This window comes from Pseudomonas sp. 210_17 TE3656 (assembly GCF_054821965.1).
In genome coordinates this window covers 1,797,235-1,822,445 of record NZ_JBTRBC010000001.1, presented here as the reverse complement: position 1 = coordinate 1,822,445, position 25,211 = coordinate 1,797,235, and the positions used below count along the sequence as shown (strand labels likewise).

Here is a 25,211-nt window from a genome sequence, read left to right as displayed (position 1 = left end):
TGAGAGGCTACCTGGGTAGTGGCCAGAGGTCGTTCAGGTGCAGGGCCTCCAGCACCAGGTTGGCGGGCCGATCAGGCAGGCGATCGAGGATGACCTCAGCGGCGGTGTGCGCCGTCCATTGTTCTGGAGCAACCTGCTCCGACACCTGCGCAAACTTCAGATCCAGTGGAGCAATGATCGTCAGGTCTATGGCCTGGGCGGCGAGGGCGGCGCGCTGGCTGTTGAGCAGCTGGATCAAACTATTGTCCACTGTCGCCGGTTGGCTGGGGTCATCCAGCTGCAGCACTGAATAGCGGCTGAGAATACCAACCACCTGAGGCGGGTTGTCGTGTTGCAACAGAGGCCGGGCACTCTCCAGGCAATGCCGGGTGGCGCTGAGGTTGCTACTGACAATCCCTTCGAAAATGGCCGGGGCCGGCGTATCGATCGCCAGATAGTCGCAAGTTCCAGCGTTGATAATCAGGCAGTCGAGCGCACCCCAGTGATCAGTGATTTGTCTGGCGGCTTCTTGTGCTGCATACGGCTCGCTCAGATTGCCGTCAAGTAACAGCAAACTTTCAGGATACTGCAGAGACAAGTCATACAAGAGTTCACAAGTCCGGCCACTGGCAGCTACTCGTGAGCCCTGTTCAAGTAACTGCTCGACCAGCGCCAGCCCAAGACCGTTGCTGGTACCGGTAACCCAGACACGATTGGCAATGGAGTTATTCAAAAGGCGATTCCTCAACCTGCCGTGTGGATAAATTCTTGAACGCATTCAAGGCACGTTGGCGACTGCTACCGAGGTCCACAATGGGTTGTGGATAATCATTTGTAGCAAATAACGGTGCAAGTGGCATTGGGTTATGAATGTTTTTTTCATCGGAGGCTGCCAGCTCTGGCAACCAGCGCTTGATAAACCAGCCTTGACTGTCGAAACGCCGGGATTGGCTGATCGGATTGAATATCCGGAAGTAAGGTACCGCATCAGTTCCGGTGGAGGCGCTCCACTGCCAGCCGCCATTGTTAGCCGCCAGATCGCCATCGATCAGGTGGCGCATGAAGAAGCGCTCGCCTTCGCGCCAATCGATCAACAAGTTCTTGGTCAGGAACATCGCCACGACCATCCGCAGTCGGTTGTGCATCCAGCCGGTGGCAAGCAGTTGGCGCATGGCAGCGTCGATGATCGGAATGCCGGTGCGTCCTTCCTGCCAGGCTTTCAACTCATCGGGTGCGTGGCGCCAGGGGAGTGCCTCGGTCTCCTGGCGGAAGGCGCGGTGGCGCGACACCCGCGGGTAGCCGTTAAGGATGTGCTTGTAGAACTCACGCCAGATCAGCTCGTTGATCCAGGTCACCAGCCCGGTGTTGCCACTGTCAAACTCGCCGTGGTTGTGCGCCAGGGCACGAAGCAGGCACTGACGAGGGGAGATGACGCCCGCTGCGAGATAAGGCGAGAGTTGGCTGGTGCCGGCAACGGCGGGAAAGTCCCGTTGCAACTGGTAGTCATCAACGGCCTCATCAATAAAGCGCTGCAGGCGGTCATGGGCTTCGGTTTCACCGGCAGGCCAGAGATCGCTCAGGCTGGCAGGTGGCACGGCGAAATCTGGCACCTGAGTGGGGGTCGCGTCGTTGGCGACCGCCAGCGGTGTCTGGGGTATTAGCAGCGGTCGGAGGCTTGGCACGCCCAGGTGCAAGCGTTCGTAACAGGCTTTGCGAAACTGGCTGAAGACCTGGAAGTAGCCACCGCTGCGGGTGAGGATGCTGCCGGGTCTGAACAGCAACTGGTCCAGGTGGCGATGCACGGCAATGCCCGCCTGCGACAGCATCTCGCTGACAGCCTGATCGCGACGGCTTTCGTTGATGCCGTACTCTTCGTTCAGGTGCAGTGCCTGAATCTGGTGCTCGCGGCAGAGCTGCAGCAGCACATCAGGGGCCTGGTCCCAGGTATCGGCTTCGCGCACCAGCAACGGGATGTTCAGCGTGGCCAGGCGCTCGCTCAATGCTGCCAGGTTACGTAACCAGAAATCGACTTTGCATGGGGCGTCATCATGGCTGCGCCACTGTTGTGTGCTGACCAGCCAGACCGCCAGGGTCGGCCCCTGTTCGCATGCGGCGGACAATGCGGTGTTGTCGTCTACGCGCAGGTCGCTGCGCAGCCAGATCAGTTGCATGGTGTTTGTTCAGATTGCATTGCGCAGGCTCAAGTTTTCCGGGTGCGGTTGCAGGTAGACCTGTTGCAGCACGTAGGGATCGGGATGACCGCGCAAGTGATGCTTGAGCAGCGTCAGGGGCACCACCAATGGCACGATGCCGTCGTGGTACTGGTGGATCAGTTGCCGGATTTCCAGTTTGTCGTCTTCGCTCAGCACCTTGCGCAGATAGCCGCTCAGGTGCAGCAGCACATTGCTGTGGTTGCCGCGGCTGGCGCAGCGGCGTAGCGCCTGCATCAACTGGCTGAAGTAACGGGGGCCAAGTTCCAGCGGATCATCGTCGCGGGTCATGCTGCCCAGCAGCTTGCCCAGTGTTTTGTACTGATGCGGGTTGTTGGCCATCAATTGGTACTTGTACCGCGCATGGAAGGCGATCAAAGCGCCACGGCTGAGCCCCTCGGCGAGTAGCTGCTGCCAAGCGGCGAAGGCATACACGCGGGTGATGAAGTTTTCCCGCAGGACCGGGTCGCACAAGCGGCCGTCTTCTTCGACCGGCAAGTCCGGGCGTTGCTGGCAAAAGGCGGCGGCATAAAGACCGCGGCCGCCTTCGTGGGCGGGATAGCCGTTGGCCTTGTAGACCTTGACCCGTTCAAGCCCGCAGGACGGCGATTTCTGCATGAAGATGTAGCCGCAGATATCTGTGAGGTCCGTGGCCATCTGCTGCCCATAGGCGCGCAGCGGGCCAGACAGGTCCAGTGCCGGATCATAACTGCTGACCGCTTGTGGGTCGGCGGGATCGCCTGTCAGGCGAATGGGCGCGCGTGGAACGCCGAGGTCAATGGCTATTTCCGGGCAGACCGGAATGAAATCGAAATACTGTCCCAGTACGTCGTTGCAGAGTCGAGAGGCCTTGTGACCGCCGTTGTAGCGAACCTCGGCACCGGTCAGGCAGGCGCTGACAGCGATTCTGGGTTTGCGAGCGGCGTGCGACGCGTCCATGGCGAACTCCGAATAATCTTGTACATAAGAATATTTATGTACAGGTTTATCATAGGAGTAAATGTAGGCGAGTCAATTGTTTTGCATGATTCTCGTATAGGAATTATCCGCAACGCTGCGGCGCAGTCATTCCAGGTGCTCGAGCAATCTGCGTGCGGCTTCCTGGCCGCTGAGCCAGGCGCCTTCGACGCGTCCGGACAGGCACCAGTCGCCGCAGGCATAGAGCCCCAGGTCGGCGTCGGCCAGGGCGCCCCATTCGTGGTTGTTGGCCGGGCGAGCGTACAACCAGCGGTGGGCGAGGGAAAAGTTTGGGGCTGGTACCACGCAACCAACCAGCTCGGCGAAATCACCCCAGAGCTGTTCGATCACCGCTTCTTTGCTCAGGTCGATGTGCTGTTTGCTCCAACTTGAGGTGGCATGCAGGACCCAGGTGTCCATGTGCTCATCACGGCCCGGTTTGCTGCGATTGCAAGCCAGCCAGTCCAGCGAGCTGTCCTGCACGAAGCATCCCTGCATCGGGGTGTCCAGCGGGGTATCGAAAGCCAGGGCAATTGCCCAGGTCGGGTCCATCTGCACATTGGCGGCGGTGGCGGCGAGTTTGGGCGCTGCAGCCAGCAGCTGGGTCGCCTGGGGCGCCGGCACTGCAACCACTACCCGGCTGTAAGGGCCATGACTGCAGCCGTCGGTATCCTGCAGATGCCAGAACTTCTGGCCACGGTAGACCTCTGCGATCCGGCAGCTGAAATTGACCGTCACATCTTTGAGCAGGCCGCGGGTGATGGCACTCATGCGCGGTACGCCAACCCAGCGGGTCTGTTCGTCCGGCGATGGGCTCAGGACGCCATTCTGGTAGTTGTAAAGCTGGGGTTTCCACTCTGCGACCCAGCCGGCGGCGACCCACTGCTGGACCTGATCGACAAAGCGCCGGTCACGGGCAGTGAAATACTGGGCGCCGAGGTCCAGGGCGCCGGCATCGCTGCGTTTGCTGGCCATGCGGCCACCGCTGCCGTGCCCCTTGTCGAACAGGTGGACGGTCTGCCCGGCTTTTTGCAGTGCCTGGGCTGCTGACAGCCCGGCGATACCGGCACCGATGATGGCAATAGGTACAGTCATGATGGCCTCTTCGAACCTTATGGGAGCAGACTTCTCTTCTGCCGGGCAAACCTTTACATCCTGTAAGTTCTGTATAAGGTGCTTCCGTTCATTACCGCAGGTTGGCCTATGTTTATCCGAGAGTGATCGGTCAAAAAAGTGCCTTGATCTTAAAAATAGACCAGGGTGCGCCATGTGAGGACACAGCCATGCATATATTGCTGACCGGCGGTACGGGATTGATAGGTCAACAGCTTTGCCAGCGCTGGTTGGCGCAAGGGCATCGTTTGACGGTCTGGAGCCGGCGCCCTGAACAGGTGGGTAAATTGTGTGGGGTCGGTGTGCAGGGTATCGCTCGGCTCGAGGCTTTAGGCGCGGATGATCCTGTCGATGCGGTGATCAATCTGGCCGGCGCACCGATAGCCGATCGTCCATGGAGCACGCGTCGGCGTGCGCTGCTGTGGAGCAGCCGGATCACCCTTACCGAGCAGTTGCTTGCCTGGCTCGAAAGCCGTCAACAGCGCCCTGAGGTGCTGATTTCCGGGTCAGCGGTAGGGTGGTATGGCGACGGTGGTGAACGTGAGCTGACCGAGGCCTCGCAGCCGGTCAAGGAGGATTTTGCCAGTCAGCTGTGCATTGCCTGGGAAGAAACCGCACAACACGCCCAGGCCTTGGGCATACGCGTGGTGCTGGTGCGTACCGGTCTGGTGCTGTCCAGTGAGGGAGGCTTTTTGTCGCGCCTGCGCCTGCCGTTCAAACTGGGCCTGGGCGGGCCGATTGGCGATGGCCGGCAATGGATGCCCTGGGTTCATATAGACGACCAGGTCGCCCTGATTGATTTTCTCTTGCAGCACAAGGACGCCAGCGGTCCTTATAATGCCTGCGCCCCGGAACCTGTACGCAACCGCGAGTTTGCCAGGTGCCTGGGCCGCGCCCTGCATCGTCCTGCATTGATGCCGTTGCCGGCACTGGTGCTGAAGGCCGGGTTGGGCGAGCTGTCGACCCTGCTGCTGGGCGGACAGCGGGCACGCCCGGTGCGTTTGCTCGCTGCGGGGTTCACTTTCCGCTTCAATGATTTGCAATCGGCGCTGGATGATTTGTCCAGGCGCCTCTGAAATTAGGACGTTGCATGACCGATCACGCTCTGCTGCTGGTCAATCTGGGCTCACCGGCCTCCACTTCGGTGGCCGATGTGCGCCGCTATCTCAATCAGTTTTTGATGGACCCCTACGTCATCGACCTGCCTTGGCCGGTGCGTCGTTTGCTGGTGTCGTTGATTTTGATCAAGCGTCCTGAGCAGTCGGCTCATGCTTATGCCTCGATCTGGTGGGATGAAGGCTCGCCACTGGTGGTGCTGACCCGCCGCCTGCAGGCTGCGATGCGTGAGCATTGGCAGCATGGGCCGGTGGAAATCGCCATGCGTTATGGTGAGCCGTCCTTGCCGACGGTGCTGCAGCGTCTGGCCGCGCAAGGCGTGCGCAAGGTTACCTTGGCGCCGCTTTATCCACAGTTCGCCGATAGCACGGTGACCACCGTGGTCGAGCAGGCCAGGCAGGTAATCGCCGAGCACAAGTTGCCAGTGGAGATGGCTGTGCTGCAGCCATTCTATGACCAGCCAGATTACATCGACGCCTTGGTGGAAAGTGCCCGGCCTTACCTTGAGCAGGATTACGACCACCTGCTGCTGAGTTTCCATGGCTTGCCCGAACGGCATTTGAAGAAGCTCGATCCGACTGGCAAGCATGATTTCCAGGCTGAGGATTGCTGTCGCGATTCAACGCCCGAGATGCTTGCTGTCTGCTATCGCGGCCAATGTTTGCGTACGGCGCAGGCGTTTGCGAAAAAAATGGGCATCCCCGACGGCAAGTGGTCGGTGTCGTTTCAGTCGCGCTTGGGCCGGGCGAAATGGATCGAGCCCTATACCGAAACCCGTCTGGACGAGCTGGGTAAGTCAGGGGTGAAAAAGCTGCTGGTGATGTGCCCGGCGTTTGTTGCCGACTGTATCGAGACGCTGGAAGAGATCGGCGATCGCGGGCGTGAGCAGTTTGTTGCGGCGGGCGGGGAGGAGTTGCTGCTGGTGCCGTGCCTGAACGATCACCCGCAGTGGGTACAGGCGTTGAAGGGGATGTGCGAAAAAGCGCTGTAGGAGCGGATTTATCCGCGATGGCCTGCATAGCAGGCCTATTTAGGGTCGCACTGCGGCCCTTCGCGGATAAATCCGCTCCTACAAGAAGAGCAGTTCAAGGCAACTGGTCGTTCTGCGCCTTATGCTTCCAGCTGTCATTACCTGGCAGCAGCAGGTTCAGGGCAATCGCCACCACTGCACACAGGGCGATGCCTTTGAGGCCCCAATCGTCCGGACCGGTACCCGTACCGACCAGCACGCCGCCGATACCGAACACCAGGGTCACCGAAACGATCACCAGGTTGCGCGCTTCGCCCAGATCGATCTTGTGGCGGATCATGGTGTTCATGCCCACCGCTGCAATCGAGCCGAACAGCAAGCAGAGGATCCCGCCCATCACCGGCACCGGAATGCTCTGCAGCAAGGCACCGAACTTGCCGATGAAGGCCAGGGTGATGGCGAAAACCGCCGCCCAGGTCATGATCTTCGGGTTGTAGTTCTTGGTCAGCATCACCGCGCCAGTAACTTCGGCGTAGGTGGTGTTGGGCGGGCCACCGAACAGGCCGGCAGTGGTGGTGGCGATACCGTCACCGAGCAGGGTGCGGTGCAGGCCGGGCTTTTTCAGGTAGTCCCGACCGGTCACGCTACCTACCGCGATCACGCCGCCGATATGCTCGATAGCCGGCGCCAGAGCAACCGGCACGATGAACAGGATCGCCTGCCAGTTGAACGCCGGCGCAGTGAAGTGCGGCAGCGCCAGCCACGGTGCAGCGGCAATCTTGGCGGTATCGACCACGCCGAAGTAGAACGACAGGCCAAAGCCCACCAGCACACCCGCGATGATCGGTACCAGGCGGAAGATGCCCTTGCCGAACACCGCGACGATCAGGGTGGTCAGCAGCGCTGGCATGGAGATCATCATCGCCGTGCTGTAAGGCAGCAGTTCGGTGCCATCACCGGCCTTGCCCATCGCCATGTTGGCGGCAATCGGAGCCATGGCCAGGCCGATCGAGATGATCACCGGGCCGATCACCACAGGCGGCAGCAAGCGATCGATGAAACCGGTGCCTTTGATCTTCACCGCGAGGCCGAGGAAGGTGTAGACGAAACCGGCCGCCATGACCCCGCCCATGGTCTCGGCCAGGCCGAACTGGCCTTTGGCGAGAATGATCGGGGTGATGAAGGCAAAACTCGAAGCGAGGAATACCGGTACCTGACGGCCGGTGACTACCTGAAACAGCAGAGTTCCCAAACCTGCGGTGAACAGCGCGACATTCGGGTCGAGGCCGGTGATCAGCGGCATCAGCACCAGCGCGCCGAAGGCTACAAAGAGCATCTGCGCGCCGGAGACGACCTGGCGCCAGAGCGGGTCGTTGAACTCATCCTGCATGTTCAGGCGTCCTTCTGCTTGGTACCGAAGATCTTGTCACCAGCATCGCCCAGGCCCGGAATGATGTAGCCGTGCTCGTTCAGGCGCTCGTCGATCGAAGCGGTGTAGATCTGTACGTCCGGGTGGGCCTTCTCGACGGTGTCGATACCCTCAGGGGCGGCAACCAGGACCATGGCGCGGATGTCCTTGCAGCCGGCTTTCTTCAACAGGTCGATGGTGGCGACCATCGAGTTGCCGGTGGCCAGCATCGGGTCGATGATCAGCGCCAGGCGCTCGTCGATTTCCGGGGCGAGTTTTTCCAGGTAGGTGTGCGCTTCGAGGGTTTCCTCGTTGCGGGCAACGCCCACGGCGCTGACCTTGGCGCCTGGAATCAGGCTGAGTACGCCGTCGAGCATGCCGATACCGGCGCGCAGGATCGGTACTACAGTAATCTTCTTACCGGCGATTTTCTCGACCTGGACCTTACCGCACCAGCCTTCGATCTCGTAGGTTTCGAGTGGCAGGTCTTTGGTGGCCTCGTAGGTCAGGAGCGTGCCGACTTCCTGGGCGAGTTCGCGGAAGTTCTTGGTGCTGATATCAGCGCGGCGCATCAGGCCGAGCTTGTGACGGATCAGCGGATGGCGGATCTCACGGGTAGGCATAGGGAAAGCTCCGGGGGCGGGCAAAAAAACCGCGGTAGATTAATCTATTCAGCCGTGTGTGTCCTATAGGCATTCTGGACGTTAGTCCATAAATGCTTGATCTGACGCCTTTGGATGCGTACCTTTGCCCGCTTTTCTCATTTGCAGCCCCCTGGAGAGCGCCATGTCCGCTGATCTCGAGCATATCCGTCAAGTCATGCGAGAGGCTGACTGCCTGTACAACGAAGCCGAAGTAGAGGCCGCCATTGCCCGCGTTGGCGCGCAGATCAGCGAAGTGCTGGCCGAAAGCAACCCGGTGGTGTTCTGCGTGATGAACGGTGGTCTGATTTTCGCCGGCAAGCTGCTGACTCACCTGCAGTTCCCGCTTGAGTCGTCCTACCTGCACGCTACTCGCTACCGCAATCAGACCAGCGGTGGCGATCTGTTCTGGAAAGCCAAGCCGGAAGTCTCGTTCATCGACCGTGACGTGCTGATCATCGACGACATCCTCGACGAAGGACACACCCTCAGCGCGATCATCGACTTCTGCAAGCACGCCGGTGCCCGCGCCGTGCACACCGCCGTGTTGATCGACAAGGATCACGACCGCAAGGCCAGTGCAGAGCTCAAGGCTGATTTCTGTGGCCTGAGCTGCGTTGACCGTTACGTGTTCGGTTATGGCATGGACTACAAGGGTTACTGGCGCAACGCCAACGGTATCTTTGCCGTCAAAGGACTCTGAGGTCCGATCGCGGGGCAAGCCCGCTCCTACAGGATATTGAACTGTGGGAGCGGGCTTGCCCCGCGATGGCGTCATCCCATGCTAGAGTGCCAGGCCGCCTCAAGGAGCCTGTCATGCGTGCGATTGTCCCCTTTCTCCTGCTACTGAGCATGCCCCTGGCTGCTGCCCCCTTGCACAGTCAGTTCCTGCCGCCCGACGACCTGGCGCTACGCCAGGAAGCCCCGGAAGCCCAGCAACTGCTGCAGGTCACCGATTACTCAGTGGTGGTGGGCAACCAGCGTCAGTCCAACCAGCAGCCGATTCCGGTGACTTCACCCTTGATCCTGCGCCTGAAGGGCAAGCCCATGAACAAGGGGGCAACGGTCAGCCAGGTGCTGATCAGTTTCGATGCCGAGAGCAAGAGCCTGAAAAAACCGGTATTCGATGACAAACGCAAAGTCCTGAGCCTGAACTACCCGATCAGTCAGTATCAGGTGATTGTCGACCTGCTGCGCAACAACACCGTCTACGTGCAGTTTCTCAGTTATGCCAACGGCCACGTCTGGGCCGATCTGCATACCGGCGCCGTACGCGCGCGTTGAGTGGTGGTGCCGGGCAGGGGTAAACTGCCGGCCCGTGAAAATGTCCGTGATGGTTCAGTTGGAGTCGGCAATGCGTAAAGACAAGAAGCAAGTGATTGGGGATGAGATCAGCGACGAGTACGTCAAATCCTTCCTGCAGTTCGAACCGGCGGATGCCACTTCACCTTCGCTGCACAAACTGATCAAGGCCTATCGCGGCCTGCGTATCGACGACTTCGAGCGCTTTGTCGGTTTCTTCGTTGCGGCTGGCTTTGACCTGGACGGTAAAGACGAGCACGGCAAGACCTTTGTTGATCAGATCCGCGACCAGCGCAACGCCGCTGAGTACATCGAGATCATCGACAAGGCCCGCGGTTGATTATCCTGCGCGCATAAAAAAACGCCCCGAAGGGCGTTTTTTTATGCCGGTGCGTTACGCGTAGTGCTGCGCCGGGCTGTTTTCGACCAGGCCCAGGACCTCGTCGTTGTGCGCGCTGATCTTGTGATACAGCGCAGCGTCTGCAGCCAGGACCTTTTCCCGGGCCGGGAAGATTTCCTTGAGTTTGGCCGCCCAGGCGCCCTTGGTTTGCTCGGGGAAGCAGCGTTCGATCAGCTCAAGCATGATCGATACCGTCACCGAAGCACCAGGAGAGGCGCCCAGCAGAGCGGCCAGGGTACCGTCTTTGGCTGCTACCAGTTCGGTACCGAACTGCAGGATGCCGCCTTTTTTCGGGTCTTTCTTGATGATCTGCACGCGCTGACCGGCCACTTCCAGGCGCCAGTCCTCGGCTTTCGCCTCGGGGTAGAAGCGACGTAGCGAGTCCAGACGCTGCTCCATCGACTGCATCACTTCGCTGACCAGGTACTTGGTCAGATCCATGTTGTCGCGGGCCACGGCGAGCATCGGGCCGATGTTGCTCATGCGCACCGACAGCGGCAGGTCGAGGAACGAGCCATGCTTGAGGAACTTGGTGGTAAAGCCGGCATACGGACCGAACAGCAGCGAGGTCTTGCCGTCGACGACGCGGGTGTCCAGGTGTGGCACCGACATTGGCGGCGAACCGACTGCGGCCTGGCTGTAAACCTTGGCCTGGTGCTTCTTGACCACTTCCGGGTTATCGCAGCGCAACCATTGGCCGCTGACCGGGAAGCCGCCAAAGCCTTTGCTCTCTTCGATGCCCGACTGCTGCAGCAGCGGCAGGGCCGCGCCACCGGCGCCGAGGAAGACGAAGCGGGCGTTGACGTCGCGGCTGCTGCCGCTGTTGACGTCCTTGATGCTGACGGTCCAGCCACTGCCGTTACGGCGCAGGCCAGTGACCCGCTTGCAGTACTTGACCTGAGCATCCGGCGCGCTGGCCAGGTGCTTGAGCAGTTTGTTGGTCAGGGTGCCGAAGTTGACGTCGGTGCCTTTCATGACGCGGGTGGCGGCGATTTTCTGGTCGGCAGGGCGACCCGGCATCATCAGCGGCATCCACTCGTTCATCAGCGCTTTGTCTTCGGTGTACTCCATCTCGCTGAAGGCGTGATGCTGCTTGAGCAGCTCGAAGCGCTTCTTGAGGAAATCGACACCTTTGTCACCTTCGACGTAGCTCAGGTGCGGCACCGGGTTGATGAACGCCCGTGGCGAGCTGAACGCGCCTTTCTTGCTCAGGTAGGCCCAGAACTGCCGGGACACCTCGAACTGGGTGTTGATGTGCACCGCTTTCTTGATGTCGATGCTGCCGTCGGCAGCCTGCGGCGTGTAGTTCAGTTCACACAGTCCGGCATGGCCGGTCCCGGCGTTGTTCCACGGGTTGGAACTTTCCGCGGCACCCGAATCCATCAACTCGACGACTTCCAGCTTGATCGCCGGGTCGAGTTCCTTGAGCAGTACGGCCAGGGTGGCACTCATGATGCCTGCCCCTACCAGTACTACATCGACTGCTTCGTTCTGCGCCATTTAACGCGTCTCCAAAATCTACAGCACCAAATTGACAGCATAGGATCTCTGGCTTGGCCAGGATCGCCATGTCCGATTCTTCGCAGTTTTTGCAACTTCAGCGGACACCGCCAAACGGGCTTTGCGTTGCCTATGAACGCATTTTAAGACCGGTGCGGCAATTCGACTTATGGTCAAGGTGTCCGTCGTGCGTTATGGACCGGCCTCAGGCACTCATCCTGGATGAGTACTGTTGCCAGCTGTTCAGGGCTGTTCGGGACACTTTAGGTGCTTTTGCACATGCCAGACTGTTCATTGCTCGCCACACTCTCGTGAAGTTGTGAAAACCCGTTTTTTCACGCTCTTTTGGAGTCGTGAACCTCAAAATGGTCTGCGCGATGGCAGGCCCGGCAGGTTCAGGCAGAGCAGAGGGCCGAATATTGCGGGCACACTGGCTGGTGCAAGACCTGTGTGGAAGGCTCTCTGTGGGCGGTGCGGAGGATGCCGATGGTGAACATTGGCGGTGCTGCGAGGCCCGATCAGGAGACGTCCTTATAATCGGGGGGAGATTATAACGATGTCTCGGGCAGAAATGATCTTTATTAGCGACTTTTATTGATGCACGGTTCAGGCGGCCAGGCTGCGCTGTACCCAGTTACCGCGGGGACGCGCACAAACCCGGGCGCTGGCGGGCAGGGGACGGTTGAGCCAGCTGAGGCGAATTTCGTCGATTTCCACCCAGTTGCCAGCATCAGGCCGGATTGCGCACTGTTTGAAGGCCAGGCACAGACCCTGGGCGTCGAGTCGTGCGAAGCTGCGCATTGGCCGGCGGTTGAACAGTGAAGCCCAGAACCAGGACATGGCGGTCTACCTCTTTGAGAGTTCTGGGCGCCAGCATAGTCGCCAGGTGATTAAACCAATGTGACAGCGAACCGGCAGCGCTCGCGCCGGTCTTATTCGCTAATGGCATGGCGATGGCTGGGCCGCGTCGTGCTGGTTATACTGGCGGCCTTTGCTGCCTATTCTGGAGAGATGAGCATGTTGCAACGTTTGTTGTTCGGTTTGATCGCGGTGACCAGTCTGACCCTGGCCGGTTGTGCCCACAGCCCGCAACAACTCAGCCCGCAACCCAAACTCACCGCCCAGCTCGCCCCGGTCGGTCACGGCCAGCCGGTGGTGGTCAAGGTGGTCGATGGCCGCGCTTCGCAAACCCTGGGCACCCGCGGTGGCCTGTACCCTGAAACCAGCGCCATCACCGTGACAGGCAACGACATCCTGCCGAAGCTGCAAGCCCAGGCTGAAGCCGCCGTGCGCCTGTTGGGCTTCACCCCGACGCCAAACGCCTACAACGCGCCGCAACTGACCGTGACCCTGGCCGAGCTGAAGTACCAGTCGCCCAAAGAAGGCATGTACGTGACGGAAGCCACCATCGGTGCGACCTTCAAAGCTGACGTGTCCAATGCCAACCGTCGCTACAGCGGCCGTTATGGTGCCTCCCTGGACCAGCGCTTCGGCATGGCGCCAAACCAGGAAACCAACACCAAGCTGGTGAGCGACGTCCTCAGCGACGCCCTGACCCGTCTGTTCAAGGACCAGGCCATCGGCCAGATCCTGGGCGAATAAGCCGGGCAGTTCGCACACAAGTAAAAGCCCGATGGCTGCAGTGCAGGCATCGGGCTTTTGTGTTTCTGGCTTCAGGCCGCTTCGACGTAGAAGTCCAACACGCTGATGCCGGTCTGGCCATCGACCTCCGGCAGGTCGTCGTGGGCATGGCCGCCCAGGGCGCAGTAAACCAGCCACTGGCGGTCCTGAACGTTGAAGGCCAGGCCATCGATCAAGGCCTGCTGCTCGTCGCTCTGGGCGATCAGGTAGAGGCGGTCCTGGTTTTCGGCGTGCAGCATGACAAGCTCCGGTTCGTTGCGAAGGCCGGTAGGGTGGCGTGTGTTGATGACGAACGTATGACGGCGGAAATTAATCGTCGTTTGTCGCAAAGGGCAGGAATACGCGTGGCGCTTGGGTAGAATGCGCGCCGTGTCGAGTGTTTCGATGTACTTCTTCTGAGGTTCTGCGATGTCGTTGCAAGTGATCTGGGGGCTGTTTGCCGCCCATCCGGCCAAGCTGATCAACCTGCTGGCCCTGGTGTTGACCTGCCCAGGCGGGCTGCTGCTGCACAGCGCCCGGCGCCGTGCCGCGCAAACCCTGGCCGGTATGGCCGCCGATGAAGCGGTGGTCGATGGCATGGGTCTGCGCATCAACCGCTTCTATTACATCCTCGGCTTTGCCTTCCTGGCGCTGGCCTTGCTGCTGTCCTGGTTCAGTACCTGGGTCTGAACCGTAATCGCGGGGCAAGCCCGCTCCCACAGGGCACTTGGTACCTCCAGTGGGAGCGGGCTTGCCCCGCGATGATCAAAGCGCCAACCCAGCTTTAACCCGGTACTGATTGCGCACCGGCGTCGCGTACTGCTGCACCAGGTACGGCTGCTGCTCGGCCGGGCAGGCGTCCAGACGACGCTGCCACTCGGCCTGGGCGCGGGCCAGTTCGTCGGCCGGGAACAGCTTGGCCGCCGTCGGCACCTGCAGGGCAGGATCGGCCTCAGCCCATTGCGCATAGGCCAGGTAATGCACCGGGAACAGCCGGTAGCCGCCGAGAATCTGCCGATCGATTTCCACCGCCAGCTGCTTGGTGTCCTCGAAGAATGCCGTCACCGGCGGGGCAAAGTTGATGTGCACCCGTCCCTTATAGCCGGTGATGCCCTGGGCAATGCTGACGTCATCTTCACCCGGCGCCTTGGTGTAGCTGCCAGTGGTGGCGCGGATATACAGCTCGCGGGCCTTGGCCTGATCGCACGGGTCGTACTCGTAGCTGATCGACACCGGGCTCAGGTTCAGCGACTGGATCACCGCACCGAACGGCTCGTCCTTGCGGCTCATGTGGAACATTTTCAGGATTGCCGAATCGGTGCGGTCGTCACCATCCTTGGCCCGGCCTTCAGCCTGGGCAATCCAGATCGACGCCCCGTCGTTGCGGATCGAATGGTTGATGTAGGCCGAGAGCAGCTGGTAGGCCGCCAGTTTTTCCCGGCGCCCGCTGATCGAGCGGTGGACGATGAAGCTTTTGTTCAGGCGCATCATGTCGCTGACGAACGGCTTTTGCAGCAGGTTGTCGCCAATGGCGATCCGCGGCGTCGGCAGGCCGGCGTGGTACACCGCGTAATTGACGAACGCAGGGTCCATGACGATGTCACGGTGGTTGGCCAGGAACAGGTAAGCGGTGCCGGACTTGAGCAGCTCGACGCCGGTGTAGGTCACGCCGTCGGTAGCCCGCTCGATGGTATGGTCGACGTAGTACTCGACCTTGTCCTGCAGGGTCGAAACGCAACTGACACCGGCAAACTCTTTGCGCAGGCGCCGGGCGATCAGCGGCTTGAGCAGCCAGCCGAAAGCTCCGGCCATGCGCGGGAAGCGGAAGTGGGTGAGGATATCGAGGAATGCCGGGTCGCTGAGCAGGCGTGCCAGAACGGCAGGGACCTCAGCGTCGTCGTACGGTCGGATGGCATCGAATTCGCCCATCATGCTCTCTTGTTGGAAACGGCTAGGGTAATAGGTAGGGCCGGGGCTCGAAAAACGGCTCGAGCACGCGCAGGTCCTGTAAATAGACCGGCAATTATACGCACAAGTCACTCGGGAGGCCGCGATGCTGGAAACTGCGATCTACGATTGCCCCTATTGTGGTGAAGAAGTCGAAACGACAGTGGACCTGTCTGGCGGTGACCAGGAATACATCGAGGACTGCCAGGTCTGCTGCAAGCCGATCAGATTCGTGCTTCAAGTGCATGGTGAGGAATGGATGCTGGACGTTTACGGTGAGAATGACTGATGCAGCGAATCTATGATCCGGAAAACCTGCTGGAAGCTGAAATGCTGATCGGCATGCTCGCCAGTGAAGGTATCCAGGTGCACCTGGTGGGTCGTGACCTGATGGGGGCCATCGGCGACCTGCCGGTGCACGGCCTGCTGGGCTTGGCGGTCGCCGATGAACAGGCCGACTGCGCACGCCAGCTGATCGCCGCGTACAATACTGCCCAGCCACTTGCGGGCGACGAACCGGAGACTATCCCCGGAACCCTGATTTGCTAGGTTTTTGCCCTCATGTGTGGACGTTATGCGCTGTTTCGCTGGTCTCCCGCCTTTGCTGCGTTGCCGGGATTTCCCAGTGACCAGCAGGCGCAATGGAATATCTCCCCCGGCGCCTCGGTGCTGATCCAGCGCCGCCTCGAAGAGGGTCAGCTGGAGCTGGCGCGAGCACGCTGGGGGCTGACCCCGGCCTGGCTCACCGACCTGTCGCGCACACCTGCCCATGCCCGGGCCGAAACCCTGGCCGAGCAACCGATGTTTCGCGAGGCGTTTCGCCTGCGCCGTTGCCTGATGCCGGCCAACGGCTTTTATGAATGGCGCGGTACCCAGCGCAAGCGCCCCTACTGGTTGACGCCGGGGGAGGGTTCTTCGCTGTTCTTTGCGGCGATCTGGGAGGCCTATCCGGTGCAGGATCAGGTCTGGTTGAGCACCGCAGTGGTAACCCAGGCGGCGGTGAATCAACGGCGGCCGCTGATGCTCGATGCGGCGGGGCAGGCGGCCTGGCTCGATCCTGAGACACCTGTGGCGCGGTTGTATGAATTGCTGGCGAGCAGCCAGGCGCCGCTGCGTGAGCGGGTGCTGGCCAATTTTGTCAATGATCCGAAGCTTAATGGGCCGGAGTGCCTGACCCCGGCTTTGTAGGAGCGGATTTATCCGCGATGGGCCGCAGCGCGGCCCCAGAAGCTGGGCTGCTACACAGCCCTTCGCGGATGAATCCGCTCCTACAGGTTTACACCCGGAACTGATTGATCAACCGCCGCTGCTGCTCGGCCAGCTTGGTCAGCTCGGCACTGGCGGTACTCGACTCATCCGCGCCGCCGGCCACTTCATTGGCCACCTGGCCAATATTGATCACATTGCGGTTGATATCCTCAGCCACTGCGCTCTGTTCTTCCGCAGCGCTGGCGATCTGGGTGTTCATGTCGTTGATCACCGATACCGCCTGAGTGATGCTCTCCAGCGCCTCTGCAGCGCGAGCTGCCTGCTGCACGCTGTCATCGGTCTTGCCCTGGCTGTCTTCCATGACCCTTACGACATCGCGGGTACCCTGCTGCAGTTGCTGAATCATCTGCTGGATTTCTTCAGTGGCCTGCTGGGTCTTCTGCGCCAGATTGCGCACCTCGTCGGCAACCACGGCAAAACCGCGACCCTGTTCGCCGGCGCGTGCCGCCTCGATGGCCGCATTGAGTGCCAGCAGGTTGGTCTGTTCGGCAATGGCGCGAATAGCCGTCAGGATCGCATTGATGTTCTCGCTGTCGCGGGCCAGGGTCTGTACCACGCCGACTGCGCGGCCAATCTCTTCGGCCAGGGCGCTGATCGAGTCTGAAGTGTTACGCACGATCTGCAGGCCCTGATGGGCCGCCTGGTCGGCGTTACTGGCAGCCTGGGCGGCATGGGTGGCGTTACGCGCCACATCCTGGGCGGTAGCGGTCATCTCGTGCACGGCGGTGGCCACCAGGTCGATCTCGGCCATTTGCTTGTGTACGCCCTGATTGGTGCGGATCGCGATGTCGGCAGTGTGCTCCGAGGAATCGCTGACTTTCTGCACCGAGGCCACTACCTGGCTGATCATCGCCTGCAGCTTGGCCAGGAAGGTATTGAAGCCCTTGGCGATCGAGCCCAGTTCATCGGCGCGGTCACTGCTCAGGCGGCGGGTCAGGTCACCTTCGCCCTGGGCAATGTCGTCGAGCATGGCCACCATCTGGCGCAGCGGACGGGCGATGCCGTGAGCCAGCAGCCAGATCACCAGCAAGCCGAGGGCGGCGATGCCCAGGCCCATCAGGGTCATACCGGTGAGGTCGGTGCTGCGCTGGGCGCTGAGTTCGTCCTGGAGCTTGTTCACGTCAGCCATAACCGCGCTCAGCGGCAACTCCAGCAGCAGCGTCCAGCGCGCATCGGTATTGCCGATCTTGAACGGCAGGTACAGCTCGATGCGCCCGGCGTTCTGGTTGACCTCGTAGCGCAGGTTTTCGCCGCTGAGCTGGCTCAGGGTAGTGGCGACACTGGCGTCGAGGACGTCACGGGCTTTCTCGCCGAACTTGCTCGGGTCTTTGGTGAACGCCACCAGGCGGCCGTTGCCGGAGACCAGTGCGAGTTCGCCAGCACCGTCATAGAGCTGTTTATCCGCAGTATTGAGCAGCTCCTGGATGAAGTTTACCGACAGGTCGGCACCGGCAATCCCCTGGAACTGGCCATCGATCAGGATCGGTTCGACGAAAGAGGCGAGCATGACCATCTTGTCGCCTACCTTGTAAGGCGCCGGGTCGATCACGCAGGCCTTTTTCGACTCTCGCGAGCACAGGTAGTACTCACTGGCTCGTACGCCGGTAGCGAGAACGGTCTGGTCATTGACGTCGGCCAGTTTGTCCAGGCCGAGGCTGCCGTCATCGTTGCGAAACCACCAGGGCAGAAAGCGTCCGTTGGCACTGTCGATACCGGTGACGGAGGTGCCGACGAAGCGGCTGTCGTCATGGTCCAGGGCGTTGGCTTCCCAGCCCAGGTAAGTACCCAGGATCAACGGGTTGGTCACGGCTGTCTGCTTGAGCAGGGCGATCAGTTGTTCGCGCTCGATCTTGAGCAGCGGGTTGCCGTTGGCATCCTTCATACCCAGCATGGCGTTGCTGGTGGCCAGGCCGCGGGCGATCAGCAATGGTGCTTCCAGGCCACGCTGGATTTCGCTGACCTGCGTGCGGGCCAGGGCAGTCAGGCGCTGCTCGATCACTGCCTCGAATTGCTGCTGGGTGCGGGTCTGCACCAGCTCCTGGGTGCGCTGGCCGGAATACACGGCGTAAAGCACCAGAGCGGCAACTATGCTTAAGACAATGGCGCCGGCCAGGGCCGCAACGGAAAACTGGATCGACCTGAACTTCATGAAGGGCTCCAAGCACAAGAAATTTCGTCTGCCTTGCGTTATCGGCGTGTGCGGGTCAAAGCATGAGTGTCGTCCAGAGAAATCTTCGTGTGGGGTGTAGCGGGCTCAGTCGAGTCAGCCTAGGATACGCGGCATGTTCGAATGGAGTGTTTTCATGCGTAAGTCATTAGTTGTCGGCGCCTTGAGCGCCAGCGTACTGCTTTCCGGATGCCAGGCAGTGAGCACCACCAGCGGCGGTGCCGTGGGTGTCGAGCGTAAGCAATATATGTTCAGCATGCTGTCGACCGATGAGGTCAACCAGATGTATGCCCAGTCGTACCAGCAGACCCTGGGCGAGGCTTCGAGCAAGGGTGTGCTCGACAAGACCAGTGCCGAGGCCAAGCGTGTCCAGGTTATTGCCGACCGCCTGATTGCCCAGGCACCGAAGTTCCGTCCGGATGCGGCGCAGTGGAACTGGGAAGTCAACCTGATCAAGAGTGACGAGCTCAATGCCAACTGCGGTCCTGGCGGCAAGATCTTTTTCTACACCGGGCTTATCGACAAGCTGAAGCTGACCGACGACGAGATCGCCGCGGTGATGGGCCATGAAATCGCCCACGCCTTGCGTGAGCATGGCCGTGAAGCCATGTCCAAGGCCTATGGTGTGCAGATGGCGCGTCAGGGCGCGGGCGCCTTGCTCGGCCTTGGCCAGGACACACTGGCAATTGCCGACACTGTGGTGCAGTACAGCATGACTCTGCCCAACAGCCGCGAGAACGAGAACGAAGCCGACCTGATTGGCCTGGAGCTGGCCGCTCGTGCTGGGTACAACCCTAACGCCGCGATCACCCTGTGGGACAAAATGAGCCAGGCGTCGGGGGGCTCGCAGCCTGAGTTCATGAGTACTCACCCGGCTTCTGCCAGCCGTCAGGCTTCGTTGCGGGCGGCGATTCCGAAGGTGATGCCGTTGTACGAGCAGGCTAAAAAGTAAGCCGAGTCGGGGCCGCTTTTTACGGCCTATCGCCGGCAATGCCGGCTCCCACAATGGCCTGTACAGCGCGGGACCTGTGGGAGCCGGCCTTGCCGGCGATGAATTCAACACCAATCAGCCTATCCAGCCACTGACCTGCATCGCCGAATACACCGCCACGGCGGCCAGCACGAAGAACGCGGCCGAAGCCAGGCGACGGATCAGGGTCAAAGGCAGCTTCTCGGCGGCAAAGTTGCCCGCCAGCACGACCGGCACGTTGGCAATCAGCATGCCCAGGGTAGTGCCGATGATCACCATGATCAGGTGCGGATACTGAGCCGCCAGCATCACTGTGGCGACCTGGGTCTTGTCGCCGATTTCCGCGATGAAGAATGCAATCAGGGTGGTCAGGAACGGACCGAAGCGCCGCGCGGTGCTGGCCTCGTCGTCATCCATCTTGTCCGGAATCAGTGTCCACAAGGCGGTGGCGGCGAAGCTCGCAGCGAGGATCCAGTGCAGGGTGGCGGCGGAGAAGAAGGTGCTGACCCAGGCGCCGACAGCACCGGCAGCCGCATGGTTGGCCAGGGTCGCGGCGATGATGCCGGCGATGATCGGCCAGGGCTTGCGGAAGCGGGCAGCGAGGATGAGCGCGAGCAATTGGGTTTTGTCGCCAATTTCGGCGAGGGCCACGATCGCGGTCGGGACGAGCAATGATTCCAGCATCAGGATTCCTACGGGGGCGGGTCGACACGGCTATGACACGTACAGCCTTCCCGCCCCGGGTAAGGTGTGCGTGTCATAGGTCTTGTCAAACCCTGGGTCCGTCTGTGCGGACCGTGGGTCGCACGCGCCATGGTCTGTGGACCAAGTATGTTGACGCGTACCGGGCGAGCTGGGTGCTCGCGGGAGACTACTCCCCTAGGACGGAGCGGATTCTGCCTAGGCAAATCCGTTTCGGCAAGCGCTGATTTTAACCGCGTGTTGCCTGGTAGATGCGAAAGCCTTGCCCTTCGGCGCGTATCCGGCAATTGCCCAGCGCTTCTTCAATCAGCGGTTGATAGCGCAGGAAGCTGTTGGCGACTAAACGCATTTCTCCGCTTTTTTTCAGATGATCGGCTGATTTTCTCAGCAGATTTTCCGAGGCCTGGTAATTGGTGTGAACGCCGGTGTGGAATGGCGGGTTGCTCAGGATCACATCCAGATCACGGGGTGCGGCATCGATGCCGTCACCGCAGATCACCTCACCTTCCAGACCATTGGCCGCCAGGGTCAGGCGGCTGCTGGCGACGGCAAAGGCGTCGACATCAAGCAGGGTGATCCGGCTCTGTGGATAACCACGCTTGATCGCCGCACCGAGCACGCCGGCGCCACAGCCGAAGTCGAGGACATGGCCGACCGGCAGTTGATCAAGGTTTTCCAGCAGCAGGGCGCTGCCGCGATCCAGACGGCCATGGCTGAACACGCCAGGCAGGCTGACGATCTTCAGTGGCCCGTCAGCCAGCTCCAGTTCGAAATGTTCGGCCAGGCTTTCCAGCGACCTGGCTTCCGGTGCGTGTTCTACGGTGACTTGCCACAGCTGGCAGTGGCGGGCACTGTCGAGCTTGCGTGGCTTGCCAAAGGCATGCAGCTGTTTTGCCGCGCCTTCGATGCCGCCGCGCTTTTCCCCGACCAGAAACAGCTCGCGTCCAGCCAGGCGCGAGGCCAGGGCATTGAGCAGGTAGTTGGCCAGCTCGCGGGATTTGGGCAGGAACAGTACGGCTGCGTCGAAAGCCTGGGCAGGTGGCTCTACGCCGAAATGGCTGCGACCGCCAAAACGGGCATCGATAGCCGTCTGATCGCCGGCATGCCAGCTCCAGCCGTGGGCGGCCGGTAGCTTGCCGAGCAGGTCGTCGGCGGGCAAGCCTGCGAGCAACAGCGAGCCCTGGAAAAGCTCGGCCTGACGAAGCAACACTTCACTGCGCGGGTCCATGGGTGAGGGCTCCTGAAAAAGTGGCGCAGTTTATCAGAGCCAGACGCGGCTTAACCGACCTGTCGACGCGGACTGCCGGCAAAAAACGCCTCGGCGTTTTCGCACAACTGCTCGACGATGCGCTGGCGTGACTCCACCGCGCCCCAGGCGCTGTGCGGGGTGATGATCAGGCGTGGGATGTCCTTGGCCAGCAACGGGTTGCCATGGACCGGTGGTTCGACACTCAGCACGTCGGTGGCGGCACCGCCCAGATGGCCGGAACGCAAGGTATCGGCCAGCGCCTGCTCGTCGATCAGGCCGCCGCGGGCGGTGTTGATGACAAAGGCGCCGGGCTTGAGCAGGGCCAGTTCGCGGGTGCCGATCAGGTTGCGGGTGTGTTCGTTGAGCGGGCAGTGCAAGGTCAGCGCATCGACCTGCGGGAGCAGTTCATCCAGGGGCAAACGGTCTTCACGAGGCGGGCGCCCGGGCAACTGCCCGAGCAGCACGCGCATGCCAAAGGCTTCGGCCAGGCGCGCCACGGCCCCGCCCAGTTCACCGTGACCGAGCATGCCGAGGGTCTTGCCCTCCAGCTCGACGATCGGGAAGTCCAGCAGGCAGAACTGCTTGGCCCGCGCCCATTGCCCCTCGGCCACGGCGTGTTGATAGTCCGGCAGGCGTGTAGCCAGCGCCAGCAGCAGGGCCAGGGTGTGCTGGGCGACCGACGGTGTGCCGTAACCCTGGCAGTTGCTGACCACAATGCCCCGGGCCTGTGCGGCCTGCAGATCGACATTGTTGGTGCCGGTGGCGGCCACCAGGATCAGCTTCAGGTTGGGACAGGCAGCCAGGGTGCTGGCGTCGATCATCACTTTGTTGCTGATCGCCACGGTTGCGCCGAGCAAGCGTTCCATCACCTGATCGGGGGTGGTGGCCGAGTACAGTTGCAGCTCGTCGAAGCAACCGCGCAGGCGATCCAGGCTGAGGTCGCCCAGGTCCAGGGAATGATGGTCGAGGAATACGGCGCGGCGCAGGGCGGACATGGAAGCTCCAGTGAGAGACGGTCGGGCTCAGGACGAATAGGCAAATTATCGTCTTTTGCGGCCTGATTCCATTCTATCCCACAGGTTGTTACGGGGTATGTCCAGGGCGTAATGTACGATCTTCCGATTTCACCCACTGCCGCAAGGAGCCCCCATGTACTGGGCTGAATTTCTCACTGTTGCCTTGATTCACCTGCTGGCCGTGGCCAGCCCCGGTCCCGATTTTGCCGTGGTGGTCCGCGAGAGCGTCACCCACGGGCGCCGCGCCGGTACCTGGACTGCCTTTGGCGTGGGTATGGCGATTTTCCTGCATGTAGGCTATTCGCTGCTGGGCATCGGCCTGATCGTGTCGCAGTCGATTGTGCTGTTCAACGCCCTCAAGTGGCTGGCGGCAGCTTACCTGCTGTACATCGGCTTCAAGGCATTGCGCGCAGGTCCCGCCGCACCCGGCAGCGATGCCGTGCAGGCCTCGACGGTGGAGCGCACGCCGCGAGCGGCGTTTGTCGCCGGCTTCATGACCAACGGCCTGAACCCCAAGGCCACGCTGTTCTTCCTGTCGCTGTTTACCGTAGTGATCAACCCGCACACGCCGCTGGCGATCCAGGCCGGTTACGGCGTGTACCTGGCAGCCGCCACCGGTCTGTGGTTCTGCCTGGTGGCGATGCTGTTCAGCCAGCAGCGCGTACGCGCAGGCTTTGCCCGTATGGGCCACTGGTTCGATCGCACCATGGGCGCGGTACTGATTGCCCTGGGTGTGAAAATCGCCTTCACCGAAATGCACTAATGGCGATTTGCCTCTAGCCATTTGCCCGGTCAAATCATTCCTTCGGCTGATTTGGCCGGCGTTGTGGCGTTCTAGAGTGGGTCATGTCTTGCCCAGCTCGTGCACTCTAGAAAAGGGACTCCTATGTTGCAGACTCGTGTCATTGCGCCTGCCGAGGGCGCTTATCAGTTTCCACTGTTGATCAAGCGCTTGCTGTTGTCCGGCAGCCGCTACGAGAAAACCCGCGAAATCGTCTATCGCGATCAGTTGCGCTTCAGCTACCTGACGCTCAATGAGCGCATTGCGCGCCTGGCCAACGTGTTGACCGCGGCCGGGGTCAAGGCCGGTGACACCGTCGCGGTGATGGACTGGGACAGCCATCGTTACCTGGAATGCATGTTCGCGATTCCGATGATCGGCGCGGTGGTGCACACCATCAACGTGCGCCTGTCACCGGAGCAGATCCTCTACACCATGAATCACGCCGAAGACCGCTTCGTGCTGGTCAACAGCGATTTCGTCGGCCTGTACCAGGCCATCGCCGGGCAGCTGACCACGGTAGAGAAAACCCTGTTGCTGACTGACGCCGAGCCCAAGACCGCCGATCTGCCGAACCTGGTGGGCGAGTACGAGCAATTGCTGGCCGCCGCCAGCCCGGTGTATGACTTCCCTGATTTCGACGAGAACTCGGTCGCCACGACGTTCTACACCACCGGTACCACCGGTAACCCCAAAGGCGTGTATTTCACCCACCGGCAACTGGTGCTGCACACCCTGGCTGCTGCTTCGGTCACCGGCAGCATCGACAGTGTGCGCCTGCTGGGTAGTAACGATGTGTACATGCCGATCACCCCGATGTTCCACGTCCATGCCTGGGGCATTCCCTATGTGGCAACGATGCTGGGGATCAAGCAGGTCTACCCTGGGCGTTACGAGCCGGAGATGATGTGCCAGCTGTGGCGCAATGAGAAGGTCACCTTCTCCCATTGCGTGCCCACGATCCTGCAGATGCTGCTCAATGCCAAAGGTGCGCAAGGCCAGGATTTCGGCGGCTGGAAAATCATCATTGGCGGCAGTGCGCTGAACCGCGCCCTGTACGAAGCCGCCAAGGCCCGTGGCATTCAGTTGACCGCCGCCTACGGGATGTCCGAGACCTGCCCGCTGGTCTCTGCCGCTCACCTCAACGACGAGCTGCTGGCCGGCAGCGAGGATGAGTGCATCACCTACCGGATCAAGGCCGGCGTGCCGGTGCCGTTGGTGGAGACGGCGATTGTCGATGGTGAGGGTAACTTCCTCCCCAACGATGGCGAAACGCAAGGCGAGCTGGTACTGCGCGCGCCCTGGCTGACCATGGGGTATTTCCGCGAACCGGAGAAGGGCGCCGAACTCTGGCAGGGTGGCTGGTTGCACACCGGTGACGTGGCCACCCTCGACAGCATGGGCGTGATCGACATTCGTGACCGCATCAAGGATGTGATCAAGACCGGTGGCGAGTGGATCTCCTCGCTGGAGCTTGAAGACCTGATCAGCCGTCATCCGGCGATTCGCGAGGTGGCGGTGGTCGGGGTCGCCGACCCACAGTGGGGTGAGCGACCTTTTGCCCTGCTGGTCGTCCATGAAAACCAGGTGATCGATGCCAGGGCGCTCAAGGAGCACCTCAAGCCTTTCGTGGAGCTTGGGCACATCAACAAGTGGGCGATTCCCAGTCAGATTGCCCTTGTTACTGAAATTCCCAAGACCAGCGTCGGCAAGCTCGACAAGAAGCGCATCCGCCTGGACATCACCCAGTGGCAGGCCAGTAACAGCACGTTTCTCTCGACCCTGTGATGGTTCGCGGGTCGTGCCCGATCGGGTGCGACCCGCAGGCTAGACACATTTCCAACTTGTCATATGCCATTTTTCAGCCATTCTTCCCCAGCCAGCAGCGTGGCCG

The 25,211-nt window shown here is 61.1% G+C and carries 27 protein-coding genes, 1 pseudogene and 1 riboswitch; of the genes and pseudogenes, 13 read left to right on the top strand and 15 right to left on the bottom strand.

The window, feature by feature from the left end; genetic code table 11:
• Nucleotides 1–7 precede the first annotated feature (7 nt).
• The 4 genes from ACVI9W_RS08680 to ACVI9W_RS08665 form a co-directional block, all read right to left on the bottom strand.
• Nucleotides 8–712, bottom strand: a complete 705-nt coding sequence (locus ACVI9W_RS08680) for an SDR family NAD(P)-dependent oxidoreductase (RefSeq protein ID WP_461529762.1) — start codon at nucleotides 710–712, stop codon at nucleotides 8–10.
• Entirely contained in the window at nucleotides 705–2,150 is a 1,446-nt protein-coding gene (gene phrB / locus ACVI9W_RS08675) for a deoxyribodipyrimidine photo-lyase (RefSeq protein ID WP_461529761.1), read from the bottom strand. Before phrB ends, ACVI9W_RS08680 begins: the two co-directional genes overlap by 8 nt.
• Nucleotides 2,151–2,159: 9 nt before the next feature.
• Nucleotides 2,160–3,128, bottom strand: a complete 969-nt coding sequence (locus ACVI9W_RS08670; RefSeq protein WP_461529760.1) for a YbgA family protein — start codon at nucleotides 3,126–3,128, stop codon at nucleotides 2,160–2,162.
• 126 nt (nucleotides 3,129–3,254) lie between these two features.
• The gene (locus ACVI9W_RS08665) at nucleotides 3,255–4,241 is read right to left on the bottom strand and encodes an NAD(P)/FAD-dependent oxidoreductase (protein WP_461529759.1); all 987 of its coding nucleotides are present in this window, start codon (nucleotides 4,239–4,241) and stop codon (nucleotides 3,255–3,257) included.
• Between the two features lie 188 nt (nucleotides 4,242–4,429).
• Here ACVI9W_RS08665 and ACVI9W_RS08660 point away from each other — a divergent pair, with 188 nt between their 5' ends.
• Both ACVI9W_RS08660 and hemH read left to right on the top strand, forming a co-directional pair.
• Nucleotides 4,430–5,335 (top strand): TIGR01777 family oxidoreductase, encoded by a 906-nt coding sequence (locus ACVI9W_RS08660; RefSeq protein WP_461529758.1) that lies wholly within the window; start codon nucleotides 4,430–4,432, stop codon nucleotides 5,333–5,335.
• A 14-nt stretch (nucleotides 5,336–5,349) separates the two neighbouring features.
• The gene (hemH, locus tag ACVI9W_RS08655) at nucleotides 5,350–6,366 is read left to right on the top strand and encodes a ferrochelatase (protein WP_461529757.1); all 1,017 of its coding nucleotides are present in this window, start codon (nucleotides 5,350–5,352) and stop codon (nucleotides 6,364–6,366) included.
• A 94-nt stretch (nucleotides 6,367–6,460) separates the two neighbouring features.
• Here hemH and ACVI9W_RS08650 read toward each other — a convergent pair whose 3' ends face one another.
• Both ACVI9W_RS08650 and upp read right to left on the bottom strand, forming a co-directional pair.
• On the bottom strand, nucleotides 6,461–7,735 hold the full coding sequence (locus ACVI9W_RS08650; protein ID WP_191832759.1) for a uracil-xanthine permease family protein: 1,275 nt from the start codon (nucleotides 7,733–7,735) through the stop codon (nucleotides 6,461–6,463).
• 2 nt (nucleotides 7,736–7,737) lie between these two features.
• Entirely contained in the window at nucleotides 7,738–8,376 is a 639-nt protein-coding gene (gene upp, locus ACVI9W_RS08645) for a uracil phosphoribosyltransferase (protein WP_038614720.1), read from the bottom strand.
• 163 nt (nucleotides 8,377–8,539) lie between these two features.
• Here upp and ACVI9W_RS08640 point away from each other — a divergent pair, with 163 nt between their 5' ends.
• The 3 genes from ACVI9W_RS08640 to ACVI9W_RS08630 all read left to right on the top strand — a co-directional run bounded on the left by ACVI9W_RS08640 (nucleotide 8,540) and on the right by ACVI9W_RS08630 (nucleotide 10,036).
• Nucleotides 8,540–9,097: a hypoxanthine-guanine phosphoribosyltransferase gene (locus tag ACVI9W_RS08640; protein WP_157194238.1), complete on the top strand. Its 558-nt coding sequence runs from the start codon at nucleotides 8,540–8,542 to the stop codon at nucleotides 9,095–9,097.
• A gap of 113 nt (nucleotides 9,098–9,210) precedes the next feature.
• Nucleotides 9,211–9,678: a hypothetical protein gene (locus ACVI9W_RS08635; RefSeq protein ID WP_157194236.1), complete on the top strand. Its 468-nt coding sequence runs from the start codon at nucleotides 9,211–9,213 to the stop codon at nucleotides 9,676–9,678.
• A 70-nt stretch (nucleotides 9,679–9,748) separates the two neighbouring features.
• On the top strand, nucleotides 9,749–10,036 hold the full coding sequence (locus tag ACVI9W_RS08630; RefSeq protein ID WP_157194234.1) for a PA4642 family protein: 288 nt from the start codon (nucleotides 9,749–9,751) through the stop codon (nucleotides 10,034–10,036).
• A gap of 54 nt (nucleotides 10,037–10,090) precedes the next feature.
• Here the strand turns inward: ACVI9W_RS08630 and mqo are convergent, their stop codons facing one another.
• Nucleotides 10,091–11,596, bottom strand: coding sequence for a malate dehydrogenase (quinone) (mqo, locus tag ACVI9W_RS08625; RefSeq protein ID WP_461529756.1), 1,506 nt, complete (start codon nucleotides 11,594–11,596; stop codon nucleotides 10,091–10,093).
• Nucleotides 11,597–12,202: 606 nt separating this feature from the next.
• Nucleotides 12,203–12,436: a hypothetical protein gene (locus ACVI9W_RS08620; RefSeq protein WP_461529755.1), complete on the bottom strand. Its 234-nt coding sequence runs from the start codon at nucleotides 12,434–12,436 to the stop codon at nucleotides 12,203–12,205.
• A gap of 177 nt (nucleotides 12,437–12,613) precedes the next feature.
• Here ACVI9W_RS08620 and ACVI9W_RS08615 point away from each other — a divergent pair, with 177 nt between their 5' ends.
• Nucleotides 12,614–13,198 (top strand): YajG family lipoprotein, encoded by a 585-nt coding sequence (locus ACVI9W_RS08615; RefSeq protein ID WP_038614708.1) that lies wholly within the window; start codon nucleotides 12,614–12,616, stop codon nucleotides 13,196–13,198.
• A 71-nt stretch (nucleotides 13,199–13,269) separates the two neighbouring features.
• Here ACVI9W_RS08615 and ACVI9W_RS08610 read toward each other — a convergent pair whose 3' ends face one another.
• Nucleotides 13,270–13,476: a hypothetical protein gene (locus ACVI9W_RS08610; protein ID WP_038614706.1), complete on the bottom strand. Its 207-nt coding sequence runs from the start codon at nucleotides 13,474–13,476 to the stop codon at nucleotides 13,270–13,272.
• Between the two features lie 169 nt (nucleotides 13,477–13,645).
• On the opposite strand from ACVI9W_RS08610, the gene ACVI9W_RS08605 reads away from it, so the two are divergent.
• Complete coding sequence (locus ACVI9W_RS08605) at nucleotides 13,646–13,906, top strand: hypothetical protein (RefSeq protein ID WP_038614703.1); 261 nt, start codon at nucleotides 13,646–13,648, stop codon at nucleotides 13,904–13,906.
• 75 nt (nucleotides 13,907–13,981) lie between these two features.
• On the opposite strand, the gene ACVI9W_RS08600 is transcribed toward ACVI9W_RS08605, so the two are convergent.
• Nucleotides 13,982–15,148, bottom strand: coding sequence for a 1-acyl-sn-glycerol-3-phosphate acyltransferase (locus ACVI9W_RS08600; RefSeq protein WP_461529754.1), 1,167 nt, complete (start codon nucleotides 15,146–15,148; stop codon nucleotides 13,982–13,984).
• Between the two features lie 121 nt (nucleotides 15,149–15,269).
• Between ACVI9W_RS08600 and ACVI9W_RS08595 the strand changes: the two genes are divergently transcribed.
• From ACVI9W_RS08595 to ACVI9W_RS08585, 3 genes are read left to right on the top strand one after another with little or no spacing between them, the layout of a single operon-like run.
• A complete protein-coding gene (locus ACVI9W_RS08595; protein WP_010225771.1) occupies nucleotides 15,270–15,452 on the top strand; it encodes a CPXCG motif-containing cysteine-rich protein in 183 nt (60 codons plus the stop codon).
• The gene (locus tag ACVI9W_RS08590; RefSeq protein WP_461529753.1) at nucleotides 15,452–15,712 is read left to right on the top strand and encodes a putative signal transducing protein; all 261 of its coding nucleotides are present in this window, start codon (nucleotides 15,452–15,454) and stop codon (nucleotides 15,710–15,712) included. The genes ACVI9W_RS08595 and ACVI9W_RS08590 overlap by 1 nt, the downstream gene beginning before the upstream one ends.
• A gap of 12 nt (nucleotides 15,713–15,724) precedes the next feature.
• The gene (locus ACVI9W_RS08585) at nucleotides 15,725–16,351 is read left to right on the top strand and encodes an SOS response-associated peptidase (protein ID WP_342623283.1); all 627 of its coding nucleotides are present in this window, start codon (nucleotides 15,725–15,727) and stop codon (nucleotides 16,349–16,351) included.
• An 88-nt stretch (nucleotides 16,352–16,439) separates the two neighbouring features.
• Here the strand turns inward: ACVI9W_RS08585 and ACVI9W_RS08580 are convergent, their stop codons facing one another.
• Both ACVI9W_RS08580 and ACVI9W_RS08575 read right to left on the bottom strand, forming a co-directional pair.
• Nucleotides 16,440–17,183: a methyl-accepting chemotaxis protein gene (locus ACVI9W_RS08580; protein WP_408635435.1), complete on the bottom strand. Its 744-nt coding sequence runs from the start codon at nucleotides 17,181–17,183 to the stop codon at nucleotides 16,440–16,442.
• A gap of 111 nt (nucleotides 17,184–17,294) precedes the next feature.
• Nucleotides 17,295–17,489, bottom strand: a pseudogene (locus ACVI9W_RS08575) (HAMP domain-containing protein); the annotation flags it as partial.
• A 1,246-nt stretch (nucleotides 17,490–18,735) separates the two neighbouring features.
• Here ACVI9W_RS08575 and ACVI9W_RS08570 point away from each other — a divergent pair.
• A complete protein-coding gene (locus ACVI9W_RS08570; protein ID WP_461529752.1) occupies nucleotides 18,736–19,551 on the top strand; it encodes a M48 family metallopeptidase in 816 nt (271 codons plus the stop codon).
• A 114-nt stretch (nucleotides 19,552–19,665) separates the two neighbouring features.
• Here ACVI9W_RS08570 and ACVI9W_RS08565 read toward each other — a convergent pair whose 3' ends face one another.
• The 3 genes from ACVI9W_RS08565 to ACVI9W_RS08555 all read right to left on the bottom strand — a co-directional run bounded on the left by ACVI9W_RS08565 (nucleotide 19,666) and on the right by ACVI9W_RS08555 (nucleotide 22,515).
• Nucleotides 19,666–20,253: a TMEM165/GDT1 family protein gene (locus tag ACVI9W_RS08565; RefSeq protein ID WP_010225776.1), complete on the bottom strand. Its 588-nt coding sequence runs from the start codon at nucleotides 20,251–20,253 to the stop codon at nucleotides 19,666–19,668.
• 87 nt (nucleotides 20,254–20,340) lie between these two features.
• Nucleotides 20,341–20,462, bottom strand: a riboswitch (yybP-ykoY riboswitch).
• Nucleotides 20,463–20,500: 38 nt separating this feature from the next.
• Nucleotides 20,501–21,499, bottom strand: coding sequence for a methyltransferase (locus ACVI9W_RS08560; protein WP_461529751.1), 999 nt, complete (start codon nucleotides 21,497–21,499; stop codon nucleotides 20,501–20,503).
• A 50-nt stretch (nucleotides 21,500–21,549) separates the two neighbouring features.
• On the bottom strand, nucleotides 21,550–22,515 hold the full coding sequence (locus ACVI9W_RS08555) for a 2-hydroxyacid dehydrogenase (RefSeq protein ID WP_461529750.1): 966 nt from the start codon (nucleotides 22,513–22,515) through the stop codon (nucleotides 21,550–21,552).
• 154 nt (nucleotides 22,516–22,669) lie between these two features.
• Here ACVI9W_RS08555 and ACVI9W_RS08550 point away from each other — a divergent pair, with 154 nt between their 5' ends.
• Both ACVI9W_RS08550 and ACVI9W_RS08545 read left to right on the top strand, forming a co-directional pair.
• Entirely contained in the window at nucleotides 22,670–23,299 is a 630-nt protein-coding gene (locus ACVI9W_RS08550) for a LysE family translocator (protein WP_422419381.1), read from the top strand.
• A gap of 123 nt (nucleotides 23,300–23,422) precedes the next feature.
• A complete protein-coding gene (locus tag ACVI9W_RS08545; RefSeq protein WP_461529749.1) occupies nucleotides 23,423–25,105 on the top strand; it encodes a fatty acid--CoA ligase in 1,683 nt (560 codons plus the stop codon).
• Nucleotides 25,106–25,211: the final 106 nt, after the last annotated feature.